The organism is Burkholderia sp. B10 (genome assembly GCF_004368385.1).
GTDB classification, from domain to species: Bacteria; Pseudomonadota; Gammaproteobacteria; order Burkholderiales; family Burkholderiaceae; genus Burkholderia; species Burkholderia vietnamiensis.
Window position 1 is genome coordinate 136,028 of sequence record NZ_PQMX01000002.1, and the last position, 20,840, is coordinate 156,867.

At 65.6% G+C, this 20,840-nt stretch carries 21 protein-coding genes; 11 read left to right on the plus strand and 10 right to left on the minus strand.

The genetic code is table 11. The features are described from left to right. Window positions 1–12 precede the first annotated feature (12 nt). Window positions 13–1,341, minus strand: a complete 1,329-nt coding sequence (locus C3Y15_RS01795) for a homoserine dehydrogenase (RefSeq protein WP_011885006.1) — start codon at window positions 1,339–1,341, stop codon at window positions 13–15. 53 nt (window positions 1,342–1,394) lie between these two features. Next, window positions 1,395–2,633 carry a pyridoxal phosphate-dependent aminotransferase gene (locus C3Y15_RS01800; RefSeq protein WP_011885007.1) on the minus strand — a complete coding sequence of 413 codons (1,239 nt, stop codon included), beginning with the start codon at window positions 2,631–2,633 and terminating at the stop codon, window positions 1,395–1,397. Window positions 2,634–2,949: 316 nt separating this feature from the next. Here C3Y15_RS01800 and C3Y15_RS01805 point away from each other — a divergent pair, with 316 nt between their 5' ends. The 11 genes from C3Y15_RS01805 to C3Y15_RS01860 all read left to right on the plus strand — a co-directional run bounded on the left by C3Y15_RS01805 (window position 2,950) and on the right by C3Y15_RS01860 (window position 14,765). Then, the gene (locus tag C3Y15_RS01805) at window positions 2,950–3,324 is read left to right on the plus strand and encodes an Mth938-like domain-containing protein (RefSeq protein WP_014723124.1); all 375 of its coding nucleotides are present in this window, start codon (window positions 2,950–2,952) and stop codon (window positions 3,322–3,324) included. A gap of 136 nt (window positions 3,325–3,460) precedes the next feature. Next, window positions 3,461–5,137 (plus strand): glycosyltransferase family 39 protein, encoded by a 1,677-nt coding sequence (locus tag C3Y15_RS01810; protein ID WP_059460803.1) that lies wholly within the window; start codon window positions 3,461–3,463, stop codon window positions 5,135–5,137. Between the two features lie 13 nt (window positions 5,138–5,150). Further along, window positions 5,151–5,522 carry an EamA family transporter gene (locus tag C3Y15_RS01815; protein ID WP_011352303.1) on the plus strand — a complete coding sequence of 124 codons (372 nt, stop codon included), beginning with the start codon at window positions 5,151–5,153 and terminating at the stop codon, window positions 5,520–5,522. 148 nt (window positions 5,523–5,670) lie between these two features. Then, on the plus strand, window positions 5,671–6,822 hold the full coding sequence (locus tag C3Y15_RS01820; RefSeq protein ID WP_034195391.1) for a DegT/DnrJ/EryC1/StrS aminotransferase family protein: 1,152 nt from the start codon (window positions 5,671–5,673) through the stop codon (window positions 6,820–6,822). Window positions 6,823–6,828: 6 nt separating this feature from the next. Continuing rightward, window positions 6,829–7,851 (plus strand): glycosyltransferase, encoded by a 1,023-nt coding sequence (locus C3Y15_RS01825; RefSeq protein WP_124259646.1) that lies wholly within the window; start codon window positions 6,829–6,831, stop codon window positions 7,849–7,851. Further along, window positions 7,848–8,795, plus strand: a complete 948-nt coding sequence (locus C3Y15_RS01830) for a formyltransferase (protein WP_011885012.1) — start codon at window positions 7,848–7,850, stop codon at window positions 8,793–8,795. Before C3Y15_RS01825 ends, C3Y15_RS01830 begins: the two co-directional genes overlap by 4 nt. Beyond that, on the plus strand, window positions 8,792–9,847 hold the full coding sequence (locus C3Y15_RS01835; RefSeq protein ID WP_011885013.1) for a bifunctional UDP-4-keto-pentose/UDP-xylose synthase: 1,056 nt from the start codon (window positions 8,792–8,794) through the stop codon (window positions 9,845–9,847). Before C3Y15_RS01830 ends, C3Y15_RS01835 begins: the two co-directional genes overlap by 4 nt. 12 nt (window positions 9,848–9,859) lie before the next feature. Continuing rightward, a complete protein-coding gene (locus tag C3Y15_RS01840; protein WP_011885014.1) occupies window positions 9,860–10,756 on the plus strand; it encodes a polysaccharide deacetylase family protein in 897 nt (298 codons plus the stop codon). Window positions 10,757–10,889: 133 nt separating this feature from the next. Further along, window positions 10,890–11,351: a peroxiredoxin gene (locus tag C3Y15_RS01845; protein WP_011885015.1), complete on the plus strand. Its 462-nt coding sequence runs from the start codon at window positions 10,890–10,892 to the stop codon at window positions 11,349–11,351. 332 nt (window positions 11,352–11,683) lie between these two features. Continuing rightward, window positions 11,684–13,501, plus strand: coding sequence for a PhoH family protein (locus tag C3Y15_RS01855; protein WP_011885016.1), 1,818 nt, complete (start codon window positions 11,684–11,686; stop codon window positions 13,499–13,501). 232 nt (window positions 13,502–13,733) lie between these two features. Beyond that, entirely contained in the window at window positions 13,734–14,765 is a 1,032-nt protein-coding gene (locus C3Y15_RS01860) for a C40 family peptidase (RefSeq protein WP_045579041.1), read from the plus strand. A gap of 104 nt (window positions 14,766–14,869) precedes the next feature. Here C3Y15_RS01860 and C3Y15_RS01865 read toward each other — a convergent pair whose 3' ends face one another. The 8 genes from C3Y15_RS01865 to C3Y15_RS01900 form a co-directional block, all read right to left on the minus strand. Further along, complete coding sequence (locus C3Y15_RS01865) at window positions 14,870–15,880, minus strand: inorganic phosphate transporter (RefSeq protein ID WP_059460804.1); 1,011 nt, start codon at window positions 15,878–15,880, stop codon at window positions 14,870–14,872. A 10-nt stretch (window positions 15,881–15,890) separates the two neighbouring features. Further along, the gene (locus tag C3Y15_RS01870) at window positions 15,891–16,517 is read right to left on the minus strand and encodes a DUF47 domain-containing protein (RefSeq protein WP_011885019.1); all 627 of its coding nucleotides are present in this window, start codon (window positions 16,515–16,517) and stop codon (window positions 15,891–15,893) included. Between the two features lie 138 nt (window positions 16,518–16,655). Next, window positions 16,656–18,038 carry a replicative DNA helicase gene (locus C3Y15_RS01875; RefSeq protein ID WP_011885020.1) on the minus strand — a complete coding sequence of 461 codons (1,383 nt, stop codon included), beginning with the start codon at window positions 18,036–18,038 and terminating at the stop codon, window positions 16,656–16,658. Between the two features lie 136 nt (window positions 18,039–18,174). Then, complete coding sequence (gene rplI, locus C3Y15_RS01880; RefSeq protein WP_011885021.1) at window positions 18,175–18,627, minus strand: 50S ribosomal protein L9; 453 nt, start codon at window positions 18,625–18,627, stop codon at window positions 18,175–18,177. A gap of 27 nt (window positions 18,628–18,654) precedes the next feature. Then, on the minus strand, window positions 18,655–18,930 hold the full coding sequence (rpsR, locus tag C3Y15_RS01885) for a 30S ribosomal protein S18 (protein ID WP_011885022.1): 276 nt from the start codon (window positions 18,928–18,930) through the stop codon (window positions 18,655–18,657). Window positions 18,931–18,934: 4 nt separating this feature from the next. Further along, entirely contained in the window at window positions 18,935–19,234 is a 300-nt protein-coding gene (gene priB, locus C3Y15_RS01890) for a primosomal replication protein N (RefSeq protein WP_011885023.1), read from the minus strand. A 40-nt stretch (window positions 19,235–19,274) separates the two neighbouring features. Next, window positions 19,275–19,649: a 30S ribosomal protein S6 gene (rpsF, locus tag C3Y15_RS01895; protein WP_006755436.1), complete on the minus strand. Its 375-nt coding sequence runs from the start codon at window positions 19,647–19,649 to the stop codon at window positions 19,275–19,277. Between the two features lie 204 nt (window positions 19,650–19,853). Next, on the minus strand, window positions 19,854–20,765 hold the full coding sequence (locus C3Y15_RS01900; protein ID WP_011885024.1) for a LysR family transcriptional regulator: 912 nt from the start codon (window positions 20,763–20,765) through the stop codon (window positions 19,854–19,856). Between the last annotated feature and the right edge of the window lie 75 nt (window positions 20,766–20,840).

Genomic DNA, 20,840 nt, shown 5'->3' on the forward strand with positions numbered 1-20,840 from the left:
CGTTCCGCGTCCTCAGTTCAGCGCTTCCATGCGCAGCTTCGTCACCTTCGACACCACCGTCGAGAGGCTTTCGATTCGCGCGATCGCCGCGTTCACGTGCTTTTCGCGCGTTTCGTGCGTGATCAGGATGATGTCGGTTTCGCCGTTCGCGTCGTCGACCTGCTCCGACTCCTTCTGCAGCAGCGCGTCGATCGAGATGCCGGCGTCGGCCAGGATGCGCGTGATGTCGGCGAGCACGCCCGTCTCGTCGGCCACGCGCAGGCGCAGGTAGTAGCCGCTCGTCACTTCGTCGATCGGCAGGATCGGCGTGTTCGACAGGCTGTCGGGCTGGAATGCGAGATGCGGCACGCGGTGTTCCGGGTCGGCCGTATGCAGGCGCGTGACGTCGACGAGATCCGCGACGACGGCCGAGGCGGTCGGCTCCGCGCCGGCGCCCTTGCCGTAGTAGAGCGTCGTGCCGACCGCGTCGCCGTGCACGACGACCGCGTTCATCGCGCCTTCGACGTTCGCGAGCAGGCGCTTCTCGGGAATCAGCGTCGGATGCACGCGCAGCTCGATGCCGTCTTCGGCGCGGCGCGCGATGCCGAGCAGCTTGATCCGGTAGCCGAGCTCTTCCGCATAGCGGATGTCGGTCGCGTCGAGCTTGCTGATGCCTTCGACGTAAGCGCGGTCGAACTGGACCGGCACGCCGAACGCGATCGCGCTCATGATGGTCGCCTTGTGCGCGGCGTCGACGCCTTCGATGTCGAAGGTCGGATCGGCTTCCGCGTAGCCGAGCGCCTGCGCAGCCTTCAGCGCGGTCGCGAAATCGAGGCCGCGGTCGCGCATCTCCGACAGGATGTAGTTGGTCGTGCCGTTGATGATGCCGGCGATGTACTGGATGCGGTTGGCGGTCAGGCCTTCGCGCAGCGCCTTGATGATCGGGATGCCGCCCGCGACGGCCGCCTCGAACGCGACCATCACGCCCTTTTCGCGCGCGGCCTCGAAGATCTCGGTGCCGTGCACCGCGAGCAGCGCCTTGTTGGCGGTCACGACGTGCTTGCCGTTGGCGATCGCGCGCAGCACGAGCTCGCGCGCGATGCCGGTGCCGCCGATCATCTCGGCGATGATCGAGATCGACGGATCGTCGACGACCGCGTTGAAGTCGTCGGTGACCTCGACGACGCCGGCGTCAGCGCCGAGCGCGGCCTGCGCCTTGGCGGGGTTGCGCACCGCAATGCGCGCGATCTCGATGCCGCGCCCCGCGCGCCGTTTGATTTCTTCCTGATTGCGGTGCAGCACCGTGAAGGTGCCGCTACCGACGGTGCCGAAGCCCAACAGGCCAACTTTGATCGGTTCCATGCTGCTTGTGATTCGCTAGTAAGAATGAATGAATGCGCGAAAACCCGGCCCGCTCAGACCGAATGGCGCTTGCGGTAGCCGTCGAGGAAGCGCGCGATCCGGCTGATCGAATCGGCCAGATCGTCGAGGTTCGGCAGGAAAACCACGCGGAAGTGATCCGGCTGCGCCCAATTGAAGCCCGTCCCCTGCACGAGCAGCACGCGCTCCTCGAGCAACAAGTCGAGGATGAACTGCTGATCGTTCTGAATCGGATACAGCTTCGGATCGAGCCGCGGGAACATGTACAGCGCGGCCTGCGGCTTCACGCAGGTCACGCCCGGAATCGACGTGAGCATGTCGTACGCGAGTTCGCGCTGCTTGTACAGGCGCCCGCTCGGCACGATCAGCTCGTTGATGCTCTGGTAGCCGCCGAGCGCGGTCTGGATCGCGAACTGCCCCGGCACGTTCGCGCACAGCCGCATCGACGACAGGATGCCGAGCCCCTCCAGATAGTCGTTCGCGCGCCGGCGGTTGTCGCCGCCGAGGCCCGACACGGACATCCAGCCCGCGCGGTAGCCGCACGAGCGATAGCTTTTCGACAGGCTGTTGAACGTGACGGTGATCACGTCCTCCGACAGCGAGCCGAGCGCCGTGTGTTCGAGGCCGTCGTAGACGATCTTGTCGTAGACCTCGTCGGCGAACACGATCAGCCCGTGCTGACGCGCGATCTCGAGCAGCTCGAGCAGCAATTCGTCGGAATACAGCGCGCCGGTCGGGTTGTTCGGGTTGATCACGACGAGCGCCTTGGTGTTCGGCGTGATCTTGCGGCGGATGTCGTCGGGGTCGGGCATCCACGCGTTCTGCTCGTCGCACACGTAGTGCACGGGCGTGCCGCCCGACAGGCTCACGGCGGCCGTCCACAGCGGGTAGTCGGGCGCCGGCAGCAGCACCTCGTCGCCGTCGTTCAGCAACGCCTGGGTCGCCATCACGATCAGCTCGGATGCGCCGTTGCCGATGTAGATGTCGTCGAGGCCCACGCCGACCACGCCCTTTTGCTGCGTGTAGTGCATCACGGCCTTGCGCGCCGAGAACACGCCCTTCGAATCCGAATAGCCCGACGACGCGGGAAGGTTGCGGATCATGTCCTGGATGATCTCGTCCGGCGCGTCGAAACCGAACGGCGCGAGGTTGCCGATGTTCAGCTTGATGATACGGTGGCCTTCTTCCTCGAGGCGCTTCGCGTGCTCGAGCACCGGGCCACGGATGTCGTAGCAGACGTTGAGCAGCTTGTTCGACTTCTGAATCGGTTTCACGACGACACGGTTCCTGGGTTGGCCTTGCGGCCGAGGGGACGGGATCAAAACTGGAAAGCGGCCGGTCTGTGCGCGCTGTCTAGACTGGGAAAAAGCGGGCGGCCGGACGCAGCTTGTGGCGACGCTCGACGCAAGTGGCGCCCGGGGGCGACCAAAAAGTTATAATTTAGCGGATTTTGGCCGACTTTCGCAATGCACCATGGCCGCTGCGGGCCCGCGCCGTCGGGCGTCCCGCATGCGCGCCGCGCGAAATCGGCCGCGCGGGCCCGTGCGGCCCGCGCCAGACCTTCCCTCCACGGAACCGCGGAACACCGATTTGAAACTGCACCAGGACACGAGCGGCGCGCTCAACACCGTCACCGGCTACGGCCCCGATTATGTCGACGTCAACCTCCAACGCCACGAGGGCAGCGTCATCGTATTGCCCGGCGCACCGGTGCGCGACTGGCCCGTGGCGTCGTTCGACGCACTCGCGCCCGAGCATTTCGCGATGCTGCTCGAGCCCGCGCCCGAGCTGGTGATCTTCGGCAGCGGCGCCCGGCTGCGCTTTCCGCACCCGCGCCTGGTGGCCGCGCTCACGGCCGAGCGGATCGGCGTGGAGACGATGGATTTCCAGGCCGCCTGCCGCACCTACAACATCCTGATGGCCGAGGGCCGTAAAGTCGCCGCCGCGCTCTTAATTGAACGTTAATCGTCAATGCGGTAAAACACGGGCCGGCGCGTCGGGTCGATCCCCGCTCGCCCGCCGGGCCGACCGACCGGCGGGCGGCCCGCCGCCGGCGCCACCCGTCCGGCGGTCCCTACAACAACCAACAGGCTGAAAACCCATGAACGATACGCCCGCAAGGCTACCGCTCAATCGCATCACGCTCGTCCTCCTGCTTGTCGCGCTCGCGATCGTCTGGTTCGCGCCGCTCGGGCTGCGCCACCTGATCCCGAGCGACGAGGGCCGCTACGCGGAGATGGCGCGCGAAATGTTCGTCACCGGCGACTGGATCACGCCGCGCTACAACGGCTACAAATATTTCGAGAAGCCGCCGCTGCAGACCTGGCTGAACGCGCTGACGTTCGCGTGGTTCGGCATCGGCGAATGGCAGGCGCGCCTCTACACCGGCCTCGCCAGCTTCGCGGGCGTGCTGCTGGTCGGCTACACCGGCGCGCGCCTGTTCAATCCGCTGTCGGGCCTGCTCGCGGCCGTCGTGCTCGCCTGCTCGCCGTACTGGAACCTGATGGGCCACTTCAACGCGCTCGACATGGGGCTCGCGTTCTGGATGGCGCTGTCGCTGTGCGCGCTGCTGCTCGCGCAGCGGCCGGGCCTGCGCGCCGGCTCGGTGCGCGGCTGGATGTGGGTCTGCTGGGCCGCGATGGCGTTCGCGGTGCTGTCCAAGGGGCTCGTCGGCCTGATCCTGCCCGGCGCGGTGCTGGTGCTGTATACGCTGATCGCCCGCGACTGGGCGCTGTGGAAGCGGCTGTACCTGGTAAGCGGCCTCGTGATCTTCTTCGCGATCGTCACGCCGTGGTTCCTGCTGGTCCAACAGCGCAACCCCGAGTTCTTCAATTTCTTCTTCGTCGTCCAGCAGTTTCGCCGCTACCTGACGCCCGAGCAGAACCGGCCGGGCCCGTTCTATTACTTCGTGCCGGTACTGCTCGTCGGGTTCCTGCCGTGGCTGTCGGTCGCCTGGCAGAGCATCCGCCACGCGCTGCGCATGCCGCGCCAGCCGAACGGCTTCTCGCCGATGCTCGTGCTGCTGGTCTGGAGCGCGTTCATCTTCCTGTTCTTCAGCGCCTCGCATTCGAAGCTGATCTCGTACGTGCTGCCGATCGCACCGTCGCTCGCGCTGATCATCGGCGCCTACCTGCCGCTGATGAGCGCCGAGCGGTTCCGCCGGCACCTGCTCGGCTACCTCGTGTTCCTGGTCGCCGCGGCGTTCGGGATCATCGCGCTCGCGTACCAGGGCGACGCACGCACGCCGAACGCACTGTACCGCGCCTTCCAGATGTGGCTGTACGCGGGCCTCGCGGTGGCCGCCGCGCTGACGCTCGCCGCCGCGTGGCTGAACCGGCGCGCCGGCGTGGCCGCCGCGATCACCGCGTTCGGCGCCGCGTGGCTCGCGTTCGGCACGATCGGCGGCACCGGTCACGACGAGTTCGGCCGCTACAGCTCTGGCGCGCTGCTCGCGCCGGCCGTGCGTGCCGAACTCGCGAAGCTGCCGCCGGACACGCCGTTCTACTCGATCGAGATGCTCGATCACACGTTCCCGTTCTACGTCGGCCACACGACGATCATGGTCCAGCGCAAGGACGAGCTCGGCTTCGGCATTTCGGTCGAACCGGACAAATGGATCCCGACCGTCGGCCAGTGGATCGAACGCTGGAAACAGGAAACCCACGCGCTCGCGATCATGCCGCCCGACCAGTACGACGCGCTCGCCCGGCAAGGCGTGCCGATGCGCGTGATCGCGCGCGACAACCGCCGCGTGATCGTCGAGAAACCGCAATCGTAAGGACGTCCGTCACATGAATCCCGTTTCGTTCGTCTGCATCATCACCGGCGTGATGCTCAATGCATGCGCCCAGCTGTTGCTGAAAGCCGGCGTCAACGCCGTTGGACACTTCGAATTCAGCCGTGCGAACATCATCCCCGTCGGGCTGAAGATCGCGACCCAGTTGCCGATCATCGGCGGCCTCGGCTGCTATGTGCTCAGCGTGGTCGTATGGATCGTCGGGCTGTCGCGGGTCGACGTGTCGATCGCGTACCCGATGCTGTCGCTCGGCTACGTCGTCAACGCGTTCGCCGCGTGGTATCTGTTCGGCGAAGTGCTGTCGGTCCAGCGGCTCGTCGGCATCGGCATCATCCTGATCGGCGTGCTCGTGCTCGCGCGCAGCTGACCGTGCGCGGCGGGCGTTGGTGCCCTATGGGCATTAAGCGCCCGCCTACAAAAAATCACGGTACGAATCCGCCAACCGGTGTTTAATGCCGGTTTCGGACCGGATCGCCCGACCCCTTTATTACACGCCATTACAGGCCAACGCGTTCATGAGCCAGACTACCGCTCCGTTCCTGCCGTTCACCCGCCCCGAAATCGACGAGGAAACCATTCAGGGCGTCGTCGAAGTGCTGCGCTCGGGCTGGATCACCACCGGCCCGCAGAACCAGAAGTTCGAGGCCGCGCTGTCCGAGTACTGCGGCGGCCGTCCGGTGCGCGCGTTCAACTCCGGCACCTGCACGCTGGAGATCGGCCTGCGCATCGCGGGCGTCGGCCCCGGCGACGAGGTGATCACCACGCCCGCCACGTGGGTGTCGACCAGCAACGTGATTATCGAAACCGGCGCGACGCCCGTGTTCGCCGACATCGATCCGGTCACGCGCAACATCGACCTCGACAAGCTCGAACAGGCGATCACACCGCGCACGAAGGCGATCATCCCGGTCTACCTGTCCGGCCTGCCGGTCGACATGGACCGCCTGTACGCGATCGCCCGCGCGCACGACCTGCGCGTGATCGAAGACGCCGCGCAGGCGCTCGGCTCGACGTGGAAAGGCCAGCGCATCGGCGCGATCGGCGACATCGTGTCGTTCAGCTTCCACGCGAACAAGAACCTGACGACGATCGAAGGCGGCGCACTCGTGCTGAACGATGAGGACGAGGCGGCGCTCGCGCAGAAGTACCGGCTGCAGGGCATCACGCGCACCGGCTTCGACGGCATGGACTGCGACGTGCTCGGCGGCAAGTACAACCTGACCGACGTCGCCGCGCGCGTCGGCCTCGGCCAGCTGCCGCACCTCGAGCGCTTCACCGCGCAGCGCCGGGCGCTCGCGCGCGCGTATTTCGCCGCGCTCGACGGCGGTGCGGCCGTGAAGCTCGGGCTCGGCCTGCCGGTCGCCGACTTCGAGAACAGCAACTGGCACATGTTCCAGGTCACGCTGCCGCTCGAGCGGCTGTCGCTCTCGCGCGCCGATTTCATGGCGCAGATGAAGGAGCGCGGCATCGGCACCGGCGTCCACTATCCGGCCATCCATCTTTTCACGCTGTATCGTGCGCGCGGCTTCAAGGAGGGCATGTTCCCCCACGCCGAACGGTACGGCGCCTCGACCGTCACGCTGCCGCTGTTCACGCAGATGACGGAAGACGACGTGCGTCGCGTGGCCGACGCCATCAATCAGATTTGCGAACAATACGGAAAGTAAGCGTACATGAATCACCTTGAAGCACGCGCCGGGCATCCGGGCGCCGCGACCCCGGAGGTATCGGTCATCATCCCCGTGTACAACGAGGAAGACGGCCTGGACGCGCTGTTCGCGCGGCTCTACCCGGCACTCGACGCACTCGGCACGTCGTACGAAGTGATCCTGATCAACGACGGCAGCCGCGACCGCTCGGCCGCGATGCTGGCCGACCAGTTCCACGTGCGTCCCGACACGACGCGCGTCGTGCTGCTCAACGGCAACTACGGCCAGCACATGGCGATCCTCGCGGGCTTCGCGCAGTCGCGCGGCGACATCGTGATCACGCTCGACGCCGACCTGCAGAATCCACCCGAGGAAATCGGCAAGCTGATCACGAAGATGCGCGAGGGCTACGACTACGTCGGCTCGATCCGCAAGCAGCGCCAGGACAGCCTGTGGCGGCGCAAGGCGTCGCGGGTGATGAACCGGCTGCGCGAGCGCATCACGCGGATCAAGATGACCGACCAGGGCTGCATGCTGCGCGCGTATAGCCGCCGCATCATCGACACCATCAACGTGTGCGGCGAAGTCAACACGTTCATCCCGGCGCTCGCCTATACGTTCGCGCAGAACCCGACCGAAATCGAGGTCGCGCACGAGGAGCGCTTCGCGGGCCAGTCGAAATACTCGCTGTACAGCCTGATCCGGCTGAACTTCGATCTCGTCACCGGCTTCTCGGTCGTGCCGCTGCAGTGGCTGTCGTTCATCGGCGTGATCCTGTCGCTCGGCTCCGCGGCGCTGTTCGTGCTGCTGCTGGTGCGCCGCTTCATCGTCGGCGCGGAAGTGCAAGGCGTGTTCACGCTGTTCGCGATCACGTTCTTCCTGCTCGGCGTGATCCTGTTCGCGCTCGGCCTGCTCGGCGAATACATCGGCCGCATCTACCAGCAGGTGCGCGCGCGGCCGCGCTATCTGGTCCAGGCCGTGCTCGAACAGCACGACGGCGTGCCCGCGGTGCCGGCCGCCGCCCACCGTACGGGAGCCGCACGATGAAGCCGCGCGCCGTCGTGTTCGCGTATCACAACGTCGGCGTGCGCTGCCTGCAGGTGCTGCTGGCGCGCGGCGTCGACGTCGCACTCGTCGTCACGCACGAAGACAACCCGAGCGAGAACATCTGGTTCGGCAGCGTCGCGTCCGTCGCCGCCGAACACGGCATCCCGGTCGTCACGCCGGCCGATCCATCCGACCCCGCGCTGCGTCGCGCGGTGTCGGATGCGCGCCCCGATTTCATCTTCTCGTTCTACTACCGCCACATGCTGCCGGTGGACCTGCTCGCGATCGCGCCGCGCGGCGCGTACAACATGCACGGTTCGCTGCTGCCGAAATACCGCGGCCGCGTGCCGACCAACTGGGCCGTGCTGAACGGCGAAACGGAAACCGGCGCGACGCTGCACGAGATGGCCGCGAAGCCCGACGCCGGCGCGATCCTCGGCCAGACGGCCGTGCCGATCCTGCCCGACGACACGGCCGCGCAGGTGTTCGACAAGGTCACGGTCGCCGCCGAGCAGACGCTCTGGCGCGTGCTGCCCGCGCTGCTGGCCGGCGACGCGCCGCACCTGCCGAACGATCTCGCGAGCGGCAGCTACTACGGCGGACGCAAGCCGGAGGACGGCCGCATCGACTGGTCGAAGCCGGCCGCGCAGGTCTACAACCTCGTGCGCGCCGTCGCGCCGCCTTATCCGGGCGCGTTCACCGACGTCGGCGGCACGCGCTTCGTGATCGCGCGCGCGCGCCTCGCGGCGCCCGGCAGCGCCGCCGCGACGGCCGCGGCGAATTTGCCCGCCGGCCTGCACGTAAGCGATAATGCGCTATTCGGCGTCTGCGGCGACAGCCGCGCCCTATCCATTCTCGAGCTGTGGCAGCAGCGCGACGGCAGCGAAACCGTCGTGACGCCGGCCGAATTCGCGCAGTTCATTCATTCTTCCCGTCATTCATGAAAGCAAAAAAAGTCCTGATCCTGGGTGTGAACGGCTTCATCGGCCATCACCTGTCGAAGCGCATTCTTGAAACCACCGATTGGGAAGTGTTCGGCATGGACATGCAGACCGACCGGCTGGGCGACCTCGTCAACCACGAACGGATGCATTTCTTCGAAGGCGACATCACGATCAACAAGGAGTGGGTCGAGTATCACGTGAAGAAGTGCGACGTGATCCTGCCGCTGGTCGCGATCGCGACGCCCGCCACCTACGTGAAGCAGCCGCTGCGCGTGTTCGAGCTCGACTTCGAGGCGAACCTGCCGATCGTGCGTTCGGCCGTCAAGTACGGCAAGCACCTCGTGTTTCCGTCGACCTCCGAGGTCTACGGCATGTGCTCGGACGAGCAGTTCGATCCGGACGCATCGGCGCTCACCTACGGCCCGATCAACAAGCCGCGCTGGATCTACGCGTGCTCGAAGCAGCTGATGGACCGCGTGATCTGGGGCTACGGGATGGAAGGCCTGAACTTCACGCTGTTCCGTCCGTTCAACTGGATCGGCCCGGGCCTCGACTCAATCTACACGCCGAAGGAAGGCAGCTCGCGCGTGGTCACGCAGTTCCTCGGCCACATCGTGCGCGGCGAGAACATCAGCCTCGTCGACGGCGGCTCGCAAAAGCGCGCGTTCACCGACATCGACGACGGCATCAGCGCGCTGATGAAGATCATCGAGAACAAGGGCGGCGTCGCGTCGGGCAAGATCTACAACATCGGCAATCCGCACAACAACTTCTCGGTTCGCGAGCTCGCGCACAAGATGCTCGAACTGGCGGCGGAATTCCCCGAGTACGCCGATTCGGCCAAGCAGGTGAAGCTCGTCGAGACGACCTCGGGCGCGTACTACGGCAACGGCTACCAGGACGTGCAGAACCGCGTGCCGAAGATCGACAACACGATGCAGGAGCTCGCGTGGGCGCCGCAATCGACGTTCGACGACGCGCTGCGCAAGATCTTCGAAGCGTATCGCGGCCATGTCGCCGACGCGCGCGCGCTGGTCGAGCAGCAGCACTGACGGGACGCACGCTTGGCTCGCATCGTCCTCAAGATCGACGTCGACACGCTGCGCGGCACGCGCGAAGGCGTGCCGAATCTCGCGCGCATCTTCGACCGCTTCAGTGCGCGCGCAACCTTCCTGTTCAGCCTCGGCCCCGATCATACGGGCTGGGCGCTGCGGCGCGTGTTCCGGCCGGGCTTCCTGCAGAAGGTGTCGCGTACGTCGGTGGTCGAGCACTACGGCGTGAAGCAGCTGATGTACGGCGTGCTGCTGCCGGGCCCCGACATCGGCCGCCGTGCGATCGCCGACATGCGCGCGATCCACGAGGCCGGCTTCGAGTGCGGGATCCATACGTGGGATCACGTGTATTGGCAAGACAACGTGCGCGTGCGCGATCGCCACTGGACCACGCGTGAAATGCAGAAGAGCCACGCGCGCTTCGTCGACATCTTCGGTGCGCCGCCCGTCACGCACGGCGCGGCCGGCTGGCAGATGAACGACGCGGCATTCGAGCAGATCGACGCATGGGGGATGCACTATGCGTCCGATGGTCGCGGCCATTCGCCGTATCTGCCGGTGGTGGGCGGCCGCACGCTGTCGCACGTGCAGATGCCCACCACGCTGCCGACGCTCGACGAGGTGCTCGGCATCGACGGCATCGACACGCACAACGTCGCCGCGCATCTGCTGAAGTTCACCGAAACCAATCCGCACGATCAGGTGTTCACGCTGCATGCGGAACTCGAAGGCCAGAAACTCGCGCCGGTGTTCGAGCAACTGCTCGCCGGCTGGCGTGCGCAGGGCCACACGTTTGCGACGATGGGCGATTACCACGCAACGCTGGACCGCGACTCGCTGCCATCGTACCCTGTCGCGTGGGGTGAGATCCCCGGCCGCTCCGGCGAACTGATCGTCCAGCCCGACTGAGTTCGCGCGCGCCGGCCCAGCCGGCGCTGTCGTTTCGGCCTGCCGCTTCGACCTGCCGTTTCGGCTTGCCGCCGCGACACCCCGCCGAACGCGCCGCCCGAGCGGCGCCTTTCCATAACAACAGGAGAAACACGTGTCCGTCGAAGTTGACCGTCAAGTTCCCGATTTCACCGCACCCGCGACGGGCGGCGACATTTCGCTGTCCGGCCTCAAGGGCCGCAAGCTCGTCCTGTATTTCTATCCGAAAGACAACACGCCGGGCTGCACGACCGAAGGCCTGCAGTTCCGCGATCTCTATCCGAAGTTCACGAAGGCCGGCGCGGAAGTGATCGGCGTGTCGCGCGACAGCCTGCGCTCGCATGACAACTTCAAGGCGAAACTCGAGCTGCCGTTCCCGCTGATTTCGGATGCCGACGAAGCGCTGTGCACGCTGTTCGATGTCATCAAGATGAAGAAAATGTATGGCAAGGAAGTACGCGGCATCGAGCGCTCGACGTTCCTGATCGACGCCGACGGCGTGCTTCGCCAGGCATGGCGCGGCATCAAGGTACCCGGTCACGTGGACGACGTGCTAAGTGCTGTACAAGCGCTTTGAGGCGCGTTATATTGGGCCGCAATGAATGCCAGTTCGCCCCATATTTCTCGTAGCTGCGCCGGTGTCCGTTGCGACGCTTTCCGGCATCTGACGCGCATCACGACGGTATCAGCCGAGCCGCATGTCCCTGTCGACGGGGCAGCGGCTTTTTTTATGGATTGCGCGCCGGGCCTCGGTCCGGCCGTCACCCCGTGAAGGAGTTGATCGACACTTAGGCGAACCGGCTAGACGAAATTCCTGTGCGCCACCGCGCGCAAACTGCATGCGTCTACGTCACGCAGGATGCGATCAGCGGCGCACTTCATGCGACACGATTCCTCCCGAGGGACACCATGCCTTTGCCTACCCCCCCCAGCAAGCTCGGCAGCCTGCTGCCGCCCGACGAATACAAGGCGAAAGCGCGGCCCGCGAAAGCCGCGAAGAAATCCGCCGAAGGGGACGCATCCACAGCCGGTGACTACGGCCCGGCCAGCGTGGCCCAACCGATGACCGAAGCCGCGAATACGGCCGCGCCGCTGCGCGCCGTCGCGGCGCCGGCGCAGGAAACCGCGAGCGCGCCCGCACGCGGTCGCAGGACCAAACAGACCGCGGCGCTGTTGCAGCCGCTCCAGCCGCCCGCCGAACCCGCCGCACCGGCCTCCCCCGCTCCGGTCGTCGCACGCGACGACAAGCCGGCCGCCGGCAAACCGGCCGCCGCGCCCGCGCGCGATGCCGGCGCGGCGCCGAAGTCGCGCAGCCGCAAGCCGGCCGAGGTCGAACAGCAGAAGCTGTTCGTGCTCGACACCAACGTGCTGATGCACGACCCGAGCAGCCTGTTCCGTTTCGAGGAACACGACGTCTATCTGCCGATGATGACGCTCGAGGAACTCGACAACCACAAGAAGGGGATGTCCGAAGTCGCGCGCAACGCGCGCCAGGTCAGCCGCACGCTCGACGCGCTGGTCGCCGACGGCGGCCCGATCTCGGCTGGCATTCCGTTGTCGCGACTCGGCAGCCGCGAGGCGCTCGGCCGCCTGTACTTCCAGACCAGGCTGGCCGACATCGCTCCGGTCGAAGGGCTGCCGGCGGGCAAGGCGGACAACCAGATCCTCGGCGTCGTGCGCGCGCTGCAGCGCGACCGGCCGGACCGTCAGGTCGTGCTGGTGTCGAAAGACATCAACATGCGGATCAAGGCGCATGCGCTCGGCCTGCCCGCGGAAGACTACTTCAACGACCAGGTACTCGAGGACAAGGATCTCCTCTATAACGGCGTGCGCGAGTTGCCGCAGGACTTCTGGACCAAGCACGCGAAGGGGATGGAGAGCTGGCAGGACACGAAGACGGGCACCACCTACTACCGCGTGACGGGCCCGCTCGTCGCGTCGATGCTCGTCAACGAGTTCGTCTATCTCGAGCCGCAGAACGGCGAGCCGACGTTCCACGCGATCGTGCGGGAGCTGAACGGCAAGACGGCGCTATTGCAGACGCTGCGCGACTACAGCCATCACAAGAACAACGTGTGGGGCATCACCGCGCGCAACCGCGAGCAGAACTTTGCGCTGAACCTGTTGATGAATCCCGAGATCGACTTCGTCACGCTGCTCGGCCAGGCCGGCACCGGCAAGACGCTCGTCGCGCTCGCGGCCGGCCTCGCGCAGGTGCTCGACGACAAGCGCTACAACGAGATCATCGTGACGCGCGCGACGGTGCCCGTCGGCGAGGACATCGGTTTCCTGCCCGGTACCGAGGAAGAGAAGATGCAGCCGTGGATGGGCGCATTCGACGACAACCTCGAAGTGCTGCAGAAGACCGACGACGCGGCCGGCGAATGGGGCCGTGCGGCCACGCAGGAGCTGATCCGTTCGCGCTTGAAGGTGAAGAGCATGAACTTCATGCGCGGGCGCACCTTCGTCGACAAGTACCTGATCATCGACGAAGCGCAGAACCTGACGCCGAAGCAAATGAAGACGCTCGTGACGCGCGCGGGCCCCGGCACGAAGATCGTGTGCCTCGGCAACATCGCGCAGATCGACACGCCCTACCTCACCGAAGGCAGCTCGGGCCTGACCTACGTCGTCGACCGCTTCAAGGGCTGGGGCCACAGCGGCCACGTGACGCTCGCGCGCGGCGAACGCTCGCGGCTCGCCGACTACGCGTCGGACATCCTGTAACGCGATACGCCCGACGTTCTGCCGGGCTCGACCTGCTGCGGCGCTCCGGTTCGGAGCGCCGTTTTTATTTCAGGGTCGAAAGCATTCGCGCGCCTGCGTCGCGAAACGCGTGACTTACGCGCGAAACTTCAAGTAAATTCTCACGAATGGTTGCGTGAGGCCCGTGGGACCGTCTACCATCGGGTGTGTCTGTCGTCATACGATTCGCGCGCAGCGCGCTCGTCACCTTGTCATGCTTCGAATCTGGGTTCCCGTCGCCGTCGTCTCACTGCTCGCGGCCTGCTCCAGCGTGCCGCCGCAGTCCGCATCGCGCAGCGCGGGCATGAAGATCACGACACCGCGCGCGTTCCCCGCTCCGGCCAATTTCCCGAACTTCGTCGATCACAGCGTCGGCCAGGAAGAAATCTCGATCCAGGCGATGAGCCTCGTCGGCGTTCCGTACCGCTGGGGCGGCAACACGCCGACCAGCGGCTTCGACTGCAGCGGCCTCGTGCGCTACGTGCTGGGCCGCGCGGCCGACGTGAACCTGCCGCGCACGACCGCCGACATGAGCAGCCGCGGCGCGTCCATCGACCCCGACCAGATCGCGCCGGGCGACCTGATCTTCTTCAACACCACCGGCCGGCCGCACTCGCACGTCGGCATCTACGTCGGCAAGCTGCGCTTCGTCAATGCGCCGTCGACGGGCGGCACCGTGCGGCTCGACTACCTGACCAACCCGTACTGGGCGAAGCGCTTCGACGGCATTCGCCGCGTCGCCCCGCCGCGCGGCACGCCGACGCCGTTCGATGCCCCGATCTACGATGCACGGCGCGATGCGCCGGCTGCGGCCACCGCGCCGGTCGTCGCGGCCGCGGCAGTGCGGCGGCCTGCCTATGCTTCGTCGCCGGCCCGTGCGACGGCGCAGGCTGCTGTGCCGGCCGTATCGACGACGACGGCCGCCGCAGCCGCTCCGTACGAACCGGCGCCGCGCATGTCGGCGCCGGTCTCCTCCGCGGGCGGCGACACGATGGCCATGACGCCGGTTTTGCCGCCGGCCGGCCCATCCGAAGAAGTCGGCACGCAGATCCCGACGACGGCGCTGACGGCCGCGCAGGCGGCCGCGTTCGATGCGGAACCGCCGTCCGCGATGCCTGCCCCGAGCTCGCCGGGCAGCGCCGAGCCGGTGCAGGTGCTGCGCGCATCGACGCAATCGGCGCCGGTCAGCCCGCGCACCAGCACCGCCGACGATCCGATCGCCCGCTTCGCGAACGGCAGCTACTGAGTCATTGCGGCGCAGCGCCGCATTCCGTACACCGCAAAAGAAAATGCGCCGCAACCTTTCGGTTAGCGGCGCATGGTTCTTATGCGACCCGGGCGGCGTCGCGATCAGAAGATCTGGTGCCCGACCCACCATCCGGCGGCCGCGATCAGCGCGGACGCCGGGATCGTCAGCACCCAGGCCCATACGATGTTGCCGGCCACACCCCAGCGCACGGCCGACAGCTTCTGCGTCGCGCCGACACCGACGATCGCGCCGGTGATCGTATGCGTGGTCGATACCGGAATGCCGAGGAACGACGCGATGAACAGCGTGATCGCCCCGCCGCTCTCCGCGCAGAAGCCGCCGACCGGCTTGAGCTTCGTGATCTTCTGGCCCATCGTGCGCACGATGCGCCAGCCGCCGAACAGCGTGCCGAGACCCATCGACAGATAGCATGCGCCGATCACCCACACGGGCGGCGCATCCGACGTCGCCGACGCATAGCCGGTCGCGATCAGCAGCATCCAGATGATGCCGATCGTCTTCTGGGCGTCGTTACCGCCGTGGCCGAGGCTGTAGAGGCCGGCCGACAGCAACTGGAGCCGCCGGAAGCGGCGGTCGACCTTGCTTGGCGCGGTACGGAAGTACAGCCACGACACGCCGAGCATGAACAGCGAGCCGAGGATGAAGCCGAGCAGCGGCGAGATGAAGATGAACGCGACGGTCTTCATCAGGCCGTCGATGTTCAGCGCGCTCCAGCCGGACTTCGCGAGCGCCGAGCCGACGAGGCCGCCGATCAGCGCGTGCGACGAGCTCGACGGAATCCCGTAGTACCAGGTGATCACGTTCCAGCCGATCGCGCCGACCAGCGCACCGAACACGACGTAGTGGTCGACGATTTCCGGGTCGATCGTGCCTTTGCCGACCGTCTGCGCGACCTTCAGGTGGAAGATGAAATAGGCGATGACGTTGAACGCGGCCGCGAACACCACGGCCTGTTGCGGCTTCAGCACCCCGGTGGACACGACGGTGGCGATCGAGTTCGCCGCGTCGTGGAAGCCGTTCATGAAGTCGAATACGAGCGCGACGAGCACCAGCGTCGCGACCATCCATAGGGCGAGTTGTATCGAATGCATCGTGATCCGCTCAGGCGTTTTCCAGCACGATGCCTTCGATGATGTTCGCGACGTCCTCGCACTTGTCGGTGATCTCTTCGAGCAGCTCGTAGATCGCCTTCAGCTTGATGAGCGTCTTCACGTCGTCTTCCTCGCGGAACAGCTTCGACATCGCCGAGCGCAGCACGCGATCGGCCTCCGACTCCCAGCGGTCGATTTCCTCGCACTGCTTGAGGATCTGCGCCGACTGCTTCATGTCGGACAGCAGCCCGACGGCCTGTTGCACGTGTTGCGCCGATTGCGTGACGATGTGCGCGAGCTGGCTCGCCTCGGAGGTGACGGACTGCACGTCGTACAGCGACACGGCCGTCGCGACGTCTTCCATCAGGTCGAGGATGTCGTCCATCGTCGTGATCAGCTTGTGGATCTCGTCGCGATCGAGCGGCGTGATGAAGGTCTTGTGCAGCAGATCGATCGCTTCGTGCGTGAGCTTGTCAGCGGCCTTCTCGGCGGTCTGCACGTTTTGCTTGTGAATCTCGGCGTCGGCGAGATTGTCGATCAGCAGTTCGAGTTCGCGGCCACCGGAAACGATGTGCTTCGCGTGCGCGTTGAAGAGTTCAAAGAACTTGCCCTCGGTGGGCATGAATCGACCGAACATGGGATTCCTGAGAGATTGTCAAACTACTGTCACGAAAACGGGCGACATTGTACCGTTTTCGGTTGCGACGCGACGCGTGCACATGCACGCGCCGGGATTGGATACAACGTTTGGCGATTTAGGACTTTACAAGCGGCGTCACTCGCCGTAGAAGTTCTGCGCTCCCGCAAAGTTGTCGAACTTCGTGTATTGGCCCAGGAACGTGAGCCGAACAGGGCCGATCGGACCGTTACGCTGCTTGCCGATGATGATCTCGGCCGTGCCTTTGTCCGGGCTGTCCGGATTGTAGACCTCGTCGCGGTAAATGAACAGGATCACGTCCGCATCCTGTTCGATTGCACCCGATTCGCGCAAATCCGACATCACCGGGCGCTTGTTCGGCCGCTGTTCGAGACCGCGGTTCAGCTGCGACAGCGCGATCACCGGCACGTCGAGTTCCTTGGCGAGGCTCTTCAGCGACCGCGAGATTTCCGAGATTTCGGTCGCGCGGTTTTCGCCCTGCGACGAACCCGACATCAGCTGCAGGTAGTCGACGATGATCAGCCCGAGCTTGCCGCACTGGCGCGCGAGACGCCGCGCGCGCGAGCGCAATTCCATCGGGTTCAGGCCGCCCGTCTCGTCGATGAAAAGCTGCGCCTCACTCATCTTCTGCACCGCGTGGGTGAGCTTCGGCCAGTCCTCGTCGGTCAGCCGGCCGGTACGCATCCGGTGCTGGTCGAGCCGGCCGATCGAGCCGAGCATCCGCATCACGAGCTGGGTGCCCGGCATTTCCATCGAGAACACCGCGACCGGCAAGCCGTATTCGACCGCGACGTATTCGCCGATGTTCATCGAGAACGCGGTCTTGCCCATCGACGGGCGCCCCGCGACGATGATCAGCTCGCCGCCGTGCATCCCGGACGTCATCCGGTCGAGGTCGACGAAGCCCGTCGGCGTGCCGGTGACGTCGCTCGGGTTCGCGGTGTGATACAGCGTGTCGATCCGCTCGACGACCTGCGTGAGCAGCGGGCCGATCTCGAGAAAGCCCTGATTGCCGCGCGCGCCCTCTTCGGCGATCGAGAACACCTTCGACTCGGCCTCGTCGAGCAGCTGGCGGACTTCCTTGCCCTGCGGATTGAATGCGTCGGCCGAGATTTCGTCGGCGACCGACACAAGCCGGCGCAGCACCGCGCGGTCGCGCACGATTTCCGCGTAGCGCCGGATGTTCGCGGCGCTCGGCGTGTTCTGCGCGAGTGCGTTCAGGTAGGCGAGCCCGCCGACGTCTTCGGCCTTGCCGGACGTGGTCAGCGCTTCGTATACGGTCACGACGTCGGCCGGGCGCGTGGCCGCGATCAGCCGGCCGATGTGCTCGTAGATGATCCGGTGGTCGTAGCGATAGAAGTCGCCCTGCGACAGGAAGTCGGCGATCCGGTCCCATGCCGCGTTGTCGAGCAACAGGCCGCCGAGCACCGATTGCTCGGCTTCCACCGAATGCGGCGGGACTTTCAGCGATTCGATTTGGGGATCTTGCGGCGCGTTCATGGGTTGGGATTATCGCGAATAGATCGCAGCGGCGCTACGGGTTGCCGGCAATCGGCAAAAAAAAAGGCAGGCCCCGGTTGCCCGGGCGCCTGCCCTTGTCCGGACGGCGGAAGCCGCCCGGCAAGCTTGCGTACGCTTATGCGTGGTCGCCGATCACGTTGATCGTGACGTCGACGACGACGTCCGTATGCAGCGCGACTTGAACGACGTGCTCGCCGATCATCTTCAGCGGGCCTTCCGGCATGCGAACTTGCAGCTTCTCGACTTCGAAACCTGCCTTCTTCAGCAGTTCCGCGACGTCGCCGTTCGTGACCGAGCCGAACAGACGGCCGTCGACGCCCGACTTCTGCGTGACTTCGAACGCTTGGCCGTTCAGCTTCTCGCCGACTGCCTGCGATGCCGCCAGCTTTTCAGCGGCGATCTTTTCGAGTTCGGCGCGGCGAACTTCGAATTCGGCGATCGCTTCCTTCGTTGCACGGCGAGCCTTGCGGTTCGGGATCAGGAAGTTGCGAGCGTAACCGTCCTTGACCTTGACGATATCGCCGAGGTTGCCCAGATTGGCGACTTTTTCCAACAGAATGATTTGCATTCGAATTCTCCTTATTGCGTCGCCTGATTACGCCTTGTGCTGATCGGTGTACGGCAGCAGCGCGAGGAAACGCGCACGCTTGATTGCCGTATCCAGCTGACGCTGATAGTGCGCCTTCGTACCCGTCAGACGAGCCGGCGTGATCTTGCCGTTTTCGCCGATGAAGTCCTTCAGCGTTTCCGTGTCCTTGTAGTCGATCTGATCGACGCCTGCAGCCGTGAAGCGGCAGAACTTCTTGCGCTTGAAGAGCGGGTTTTGTTGCTGACGACGCTTGTCGAATTTCTTACCAGTCGGGCGGGCCATGATTTCAGTCCTTTCCTATGTCCTGCAATGCAGTGATGTGAAACACCAAGGTTCTCGCGTTGCGGCTCTTTTTTGCCAGGAAGCCCGTGAACAGCGTCTCGACGCCCATTTCACGACTTTCCAGCTTGCCGCTCGCCTCACCGGCCGCCACCGCTTCGATCGTCATGTCGACCTGACGGGGAATGCCTGCTTCGACGACCTCCGTGCGGTGATGCAACGTGGCGCTTGCGATCGGAACACCTGCCGGCGTATATCGCACCGGTGCGCGTTCGACGACGCTCGCCGTCAATTGCAACCTGTTCACGTGAGGGGCGCGCTCCTTGATGGCTTAATGAGTGACGAACTTAAGCCTGCGCTTCGGTCGGCTGAGCTGCAGCCGCCTTCTTGGCTTCTTCGCGCTGAACTTCCTTCATCATCGGCGACGGGCCGGTTTCGGCCTTCTTCATCTTGACGATGAGGTGGCGCAGCACGGCGTCGTTGAACTTGAACGCGTGTTCGAGTTCGTCGAGCGTCGTCTGGTCGCACTCGATGTTCATGCAGACGTAGTGAGCCTTCGCGAGTTTCTCGATCATGTAGGCCAGCTGGCGACGGCCCCAGTCTTCGACACGGTGGATCTGGCCGCCGTGCGTCGTGATCGTGGTCTTGTAACGCTCGATCATCGCGGGCACTTGCTCGCTCTGATCCGGGTGCACGATGAATACGATTTCGTAATGACGCATTACACACTCCTTGTGGATTGAAGCCACCCGGGCGTCTGAACCGGTGTGGCAAGTGAGAAGCCGAAGATTCTAACCCGGATACGGGCCGCATGCAACACCGACCCAGCTTTTCCCGGCAGATTCGGCCGTGTTTTCAACGACTTGAATCGTCCGGACTGCCGGCGCGGGCCTTCGCTCGCTCCGGAGACGACGGCGCGGCGGCACTCACGGCGGGCTGCTCCAGTAGCCGGGGCGCGCGTAGGCGTCGCGCAGGTAGTCGATGAAGTAGCGCACGCGCGCCGGCACGTAGCGTTGCTGCGGATAGACGGCGAGGATGTCGTAGTCGGGCAGCGCGTATTCGTCGAGCACCGTTTCCAGTTCGCCCGTTTCGAGCTGCGCGGCGATTTCCCAGGTCGAGCGCCAGCCGAGCCCGAGACTCTCCGCGACCCAGCGATGCAGCAGCTCGCCGTCGTTGCAGTCGAGATTGCCGGTCACGCGCATCGTCACGATCTTGCCGTGGCGCTGGAAGTACCAGCCGCGGTTCTGGCCGCCCTGCAGGTTGAACGCGAGGCAGTTGTGCCGCAGCAGATCGTCGAGCGACTTCGGCCGGCCGTGCTTGCGGAAATACGCGGGCGTGCCGCACACCACACGCCGGTTCGACGCGAGCTTCACCGCGACGAAGTTCGGATCCACCGAGCCGCCGATCCGGATCGACAGGTCGTAGCCTTCGCGCACGAGATCGACCACGCGATCGGTCAGGTTGAACGACAGCTGCATGTCGGGCTTGTCGGCGAGGAAGCCGGGCGCGTGCGGCGCCACGTGCTTGCGGCCGAACGCGGCCGGCGCCGACACGATCAGGTGCCCGCTGACCGCGCGCCGCCCCGCCGCCAGCTCGTTCTCCGCCTGGTCCCATTCGGACAGCAGCCCGCGGCAGCGCTCGAGAAACGCGGCGCCCTCCTCGCTGACCACCAGCCGCCGCGTCGAGCGGTACATCAGCTTCACGCCGAGGCGCCGTTCGAGCGCGTCGATGCGCCGCCCGAGCACCACCGGCGACACGCCTTCCTCCAGCGCGGCCGCGGCCAGGCTGCCGGCGTCGGCCACGCGCACGAACGTCTCGATCTGCTTGAAACGATCCATTTTTCGTCTCCATCGCGGCTGCGACACGGCCGGAAGCGGCCGAGAAGCCGCCGGGAAGCCCCGTCCGGCCGCGAT

Bases quoted from the DNA above. Each gene is read 5' to 3' on its own strand.
- C3Y15_RS01795 (WP_011885006.1), bottom strand. From the start codon at position 1,341: ATGGAACCGATCAAAGTTGGCCTGTTGGGCTTCGGCACCGTCGGTAGC.
- C3Y15_RS01810 (WP_059460803.1), top strand. From the start codon at position 3,461: ATGAACGATACGCCCGCAAGGCTACCGCTCAATCGCATCACGCTCGTC.
- C3Y15_RS01815 (WP_011352303.1), top strand. From the start codon at position 5,151: ATGAATCCCGTTTCGTTCGTCTGCATCATCACCGGCGTGATGCTCAAT.
- C3Y15_RS01820 (WP_034195391.1), top strand. From the start codon at position 5,671: ATGAGCCAGACTACCGCTCCGTTCCTGCCGTTCACCCGCCCCGAAATC.
- C3Y15_RS01825 (WP_124259646.1), top strand. From the start codon at position 6,829: ATGAATCACCTTGAAGCACGCGCCGGGCATCCGGGCGCCGCGACCCCG.
- C3Y15_RS01830 (WP_011885012.1), top strand. From the start codon at position 7,848: ATGAAGCCGCGCGCCGTCGTGTTCGCGTATCACAACGTCGGCGTGCGC.
- C3Y15_RS01835 (WP_011885013.1), top strand. From the start codon at position 8,792: ATGAAAGCAAAAAAAGTCCTGATCCTGGGTGTGAACGGCTTCATCGGC.
- C3Y15_RS01855 (WP_011885016.1), top strand. From the start codon at position 11,684: ATGCCTTTGCCTACCCCCCCCAGCAAGCTCGGCAGCCTGCTGCCGCCC.
- C3Y15_RS01860 (WP_045579041.1), top strand. From the start codon at position 13,734: ATGCTTCGAATCTGGGTTCCCGTCGCCGTCGTCTCACTGCTCGCGGCC.
- C3Y15_RS01865 (WP_059460804.1), bottom strand. From the start codon at position 15,880: ATGCATTCGATACAACTCGCCCTATGGATGGTCGCGACGCTGGTGCTC.
- C3Y15_RS01870 (WP_011885019.1), bottom strand. From the start codon at position 16,517: ATGTTCGGTCGATTCATGCCCACCGAGGGCAAGTTCTTTGAACTCTTC.
- C3Y15_RS01875 (WP_011885020.1), bottom strand. From the start codon at position 18,038: ATGAACGCGCCGCAAGATCCCCAAATCGAATCGCTGAAAGTCCCGCCG.
- rplI (WP_011885021.1), bottom strand. From the start codon at position 18,627: ATGCAAATCATTCTGTTGGAAAAAGTCGCCAATCTGGGCAACCTCGGC.
- rpsR (WP_011885022.1), bottom strand. From the start codon at position 18,930: ATGGCCCGCCCGACTGGTAAGAAATTCGACAAGCGTCGTCAGCAACAA.
- rpsF (WP_006755436.1), bottom strand. From the start codon at position 19,649: ATGCGTCATTACGAAATCGTATTCATCGTGCACCCGGATCAGAGCGAG.
- C3Y15_RS01900 (WP_011885024.1), bottom strand. From the start codon at position 20,765: ATGGATCGTTTCAAGCAGATCGAGACGTTCGTGCGCGTGGCCGACGCC.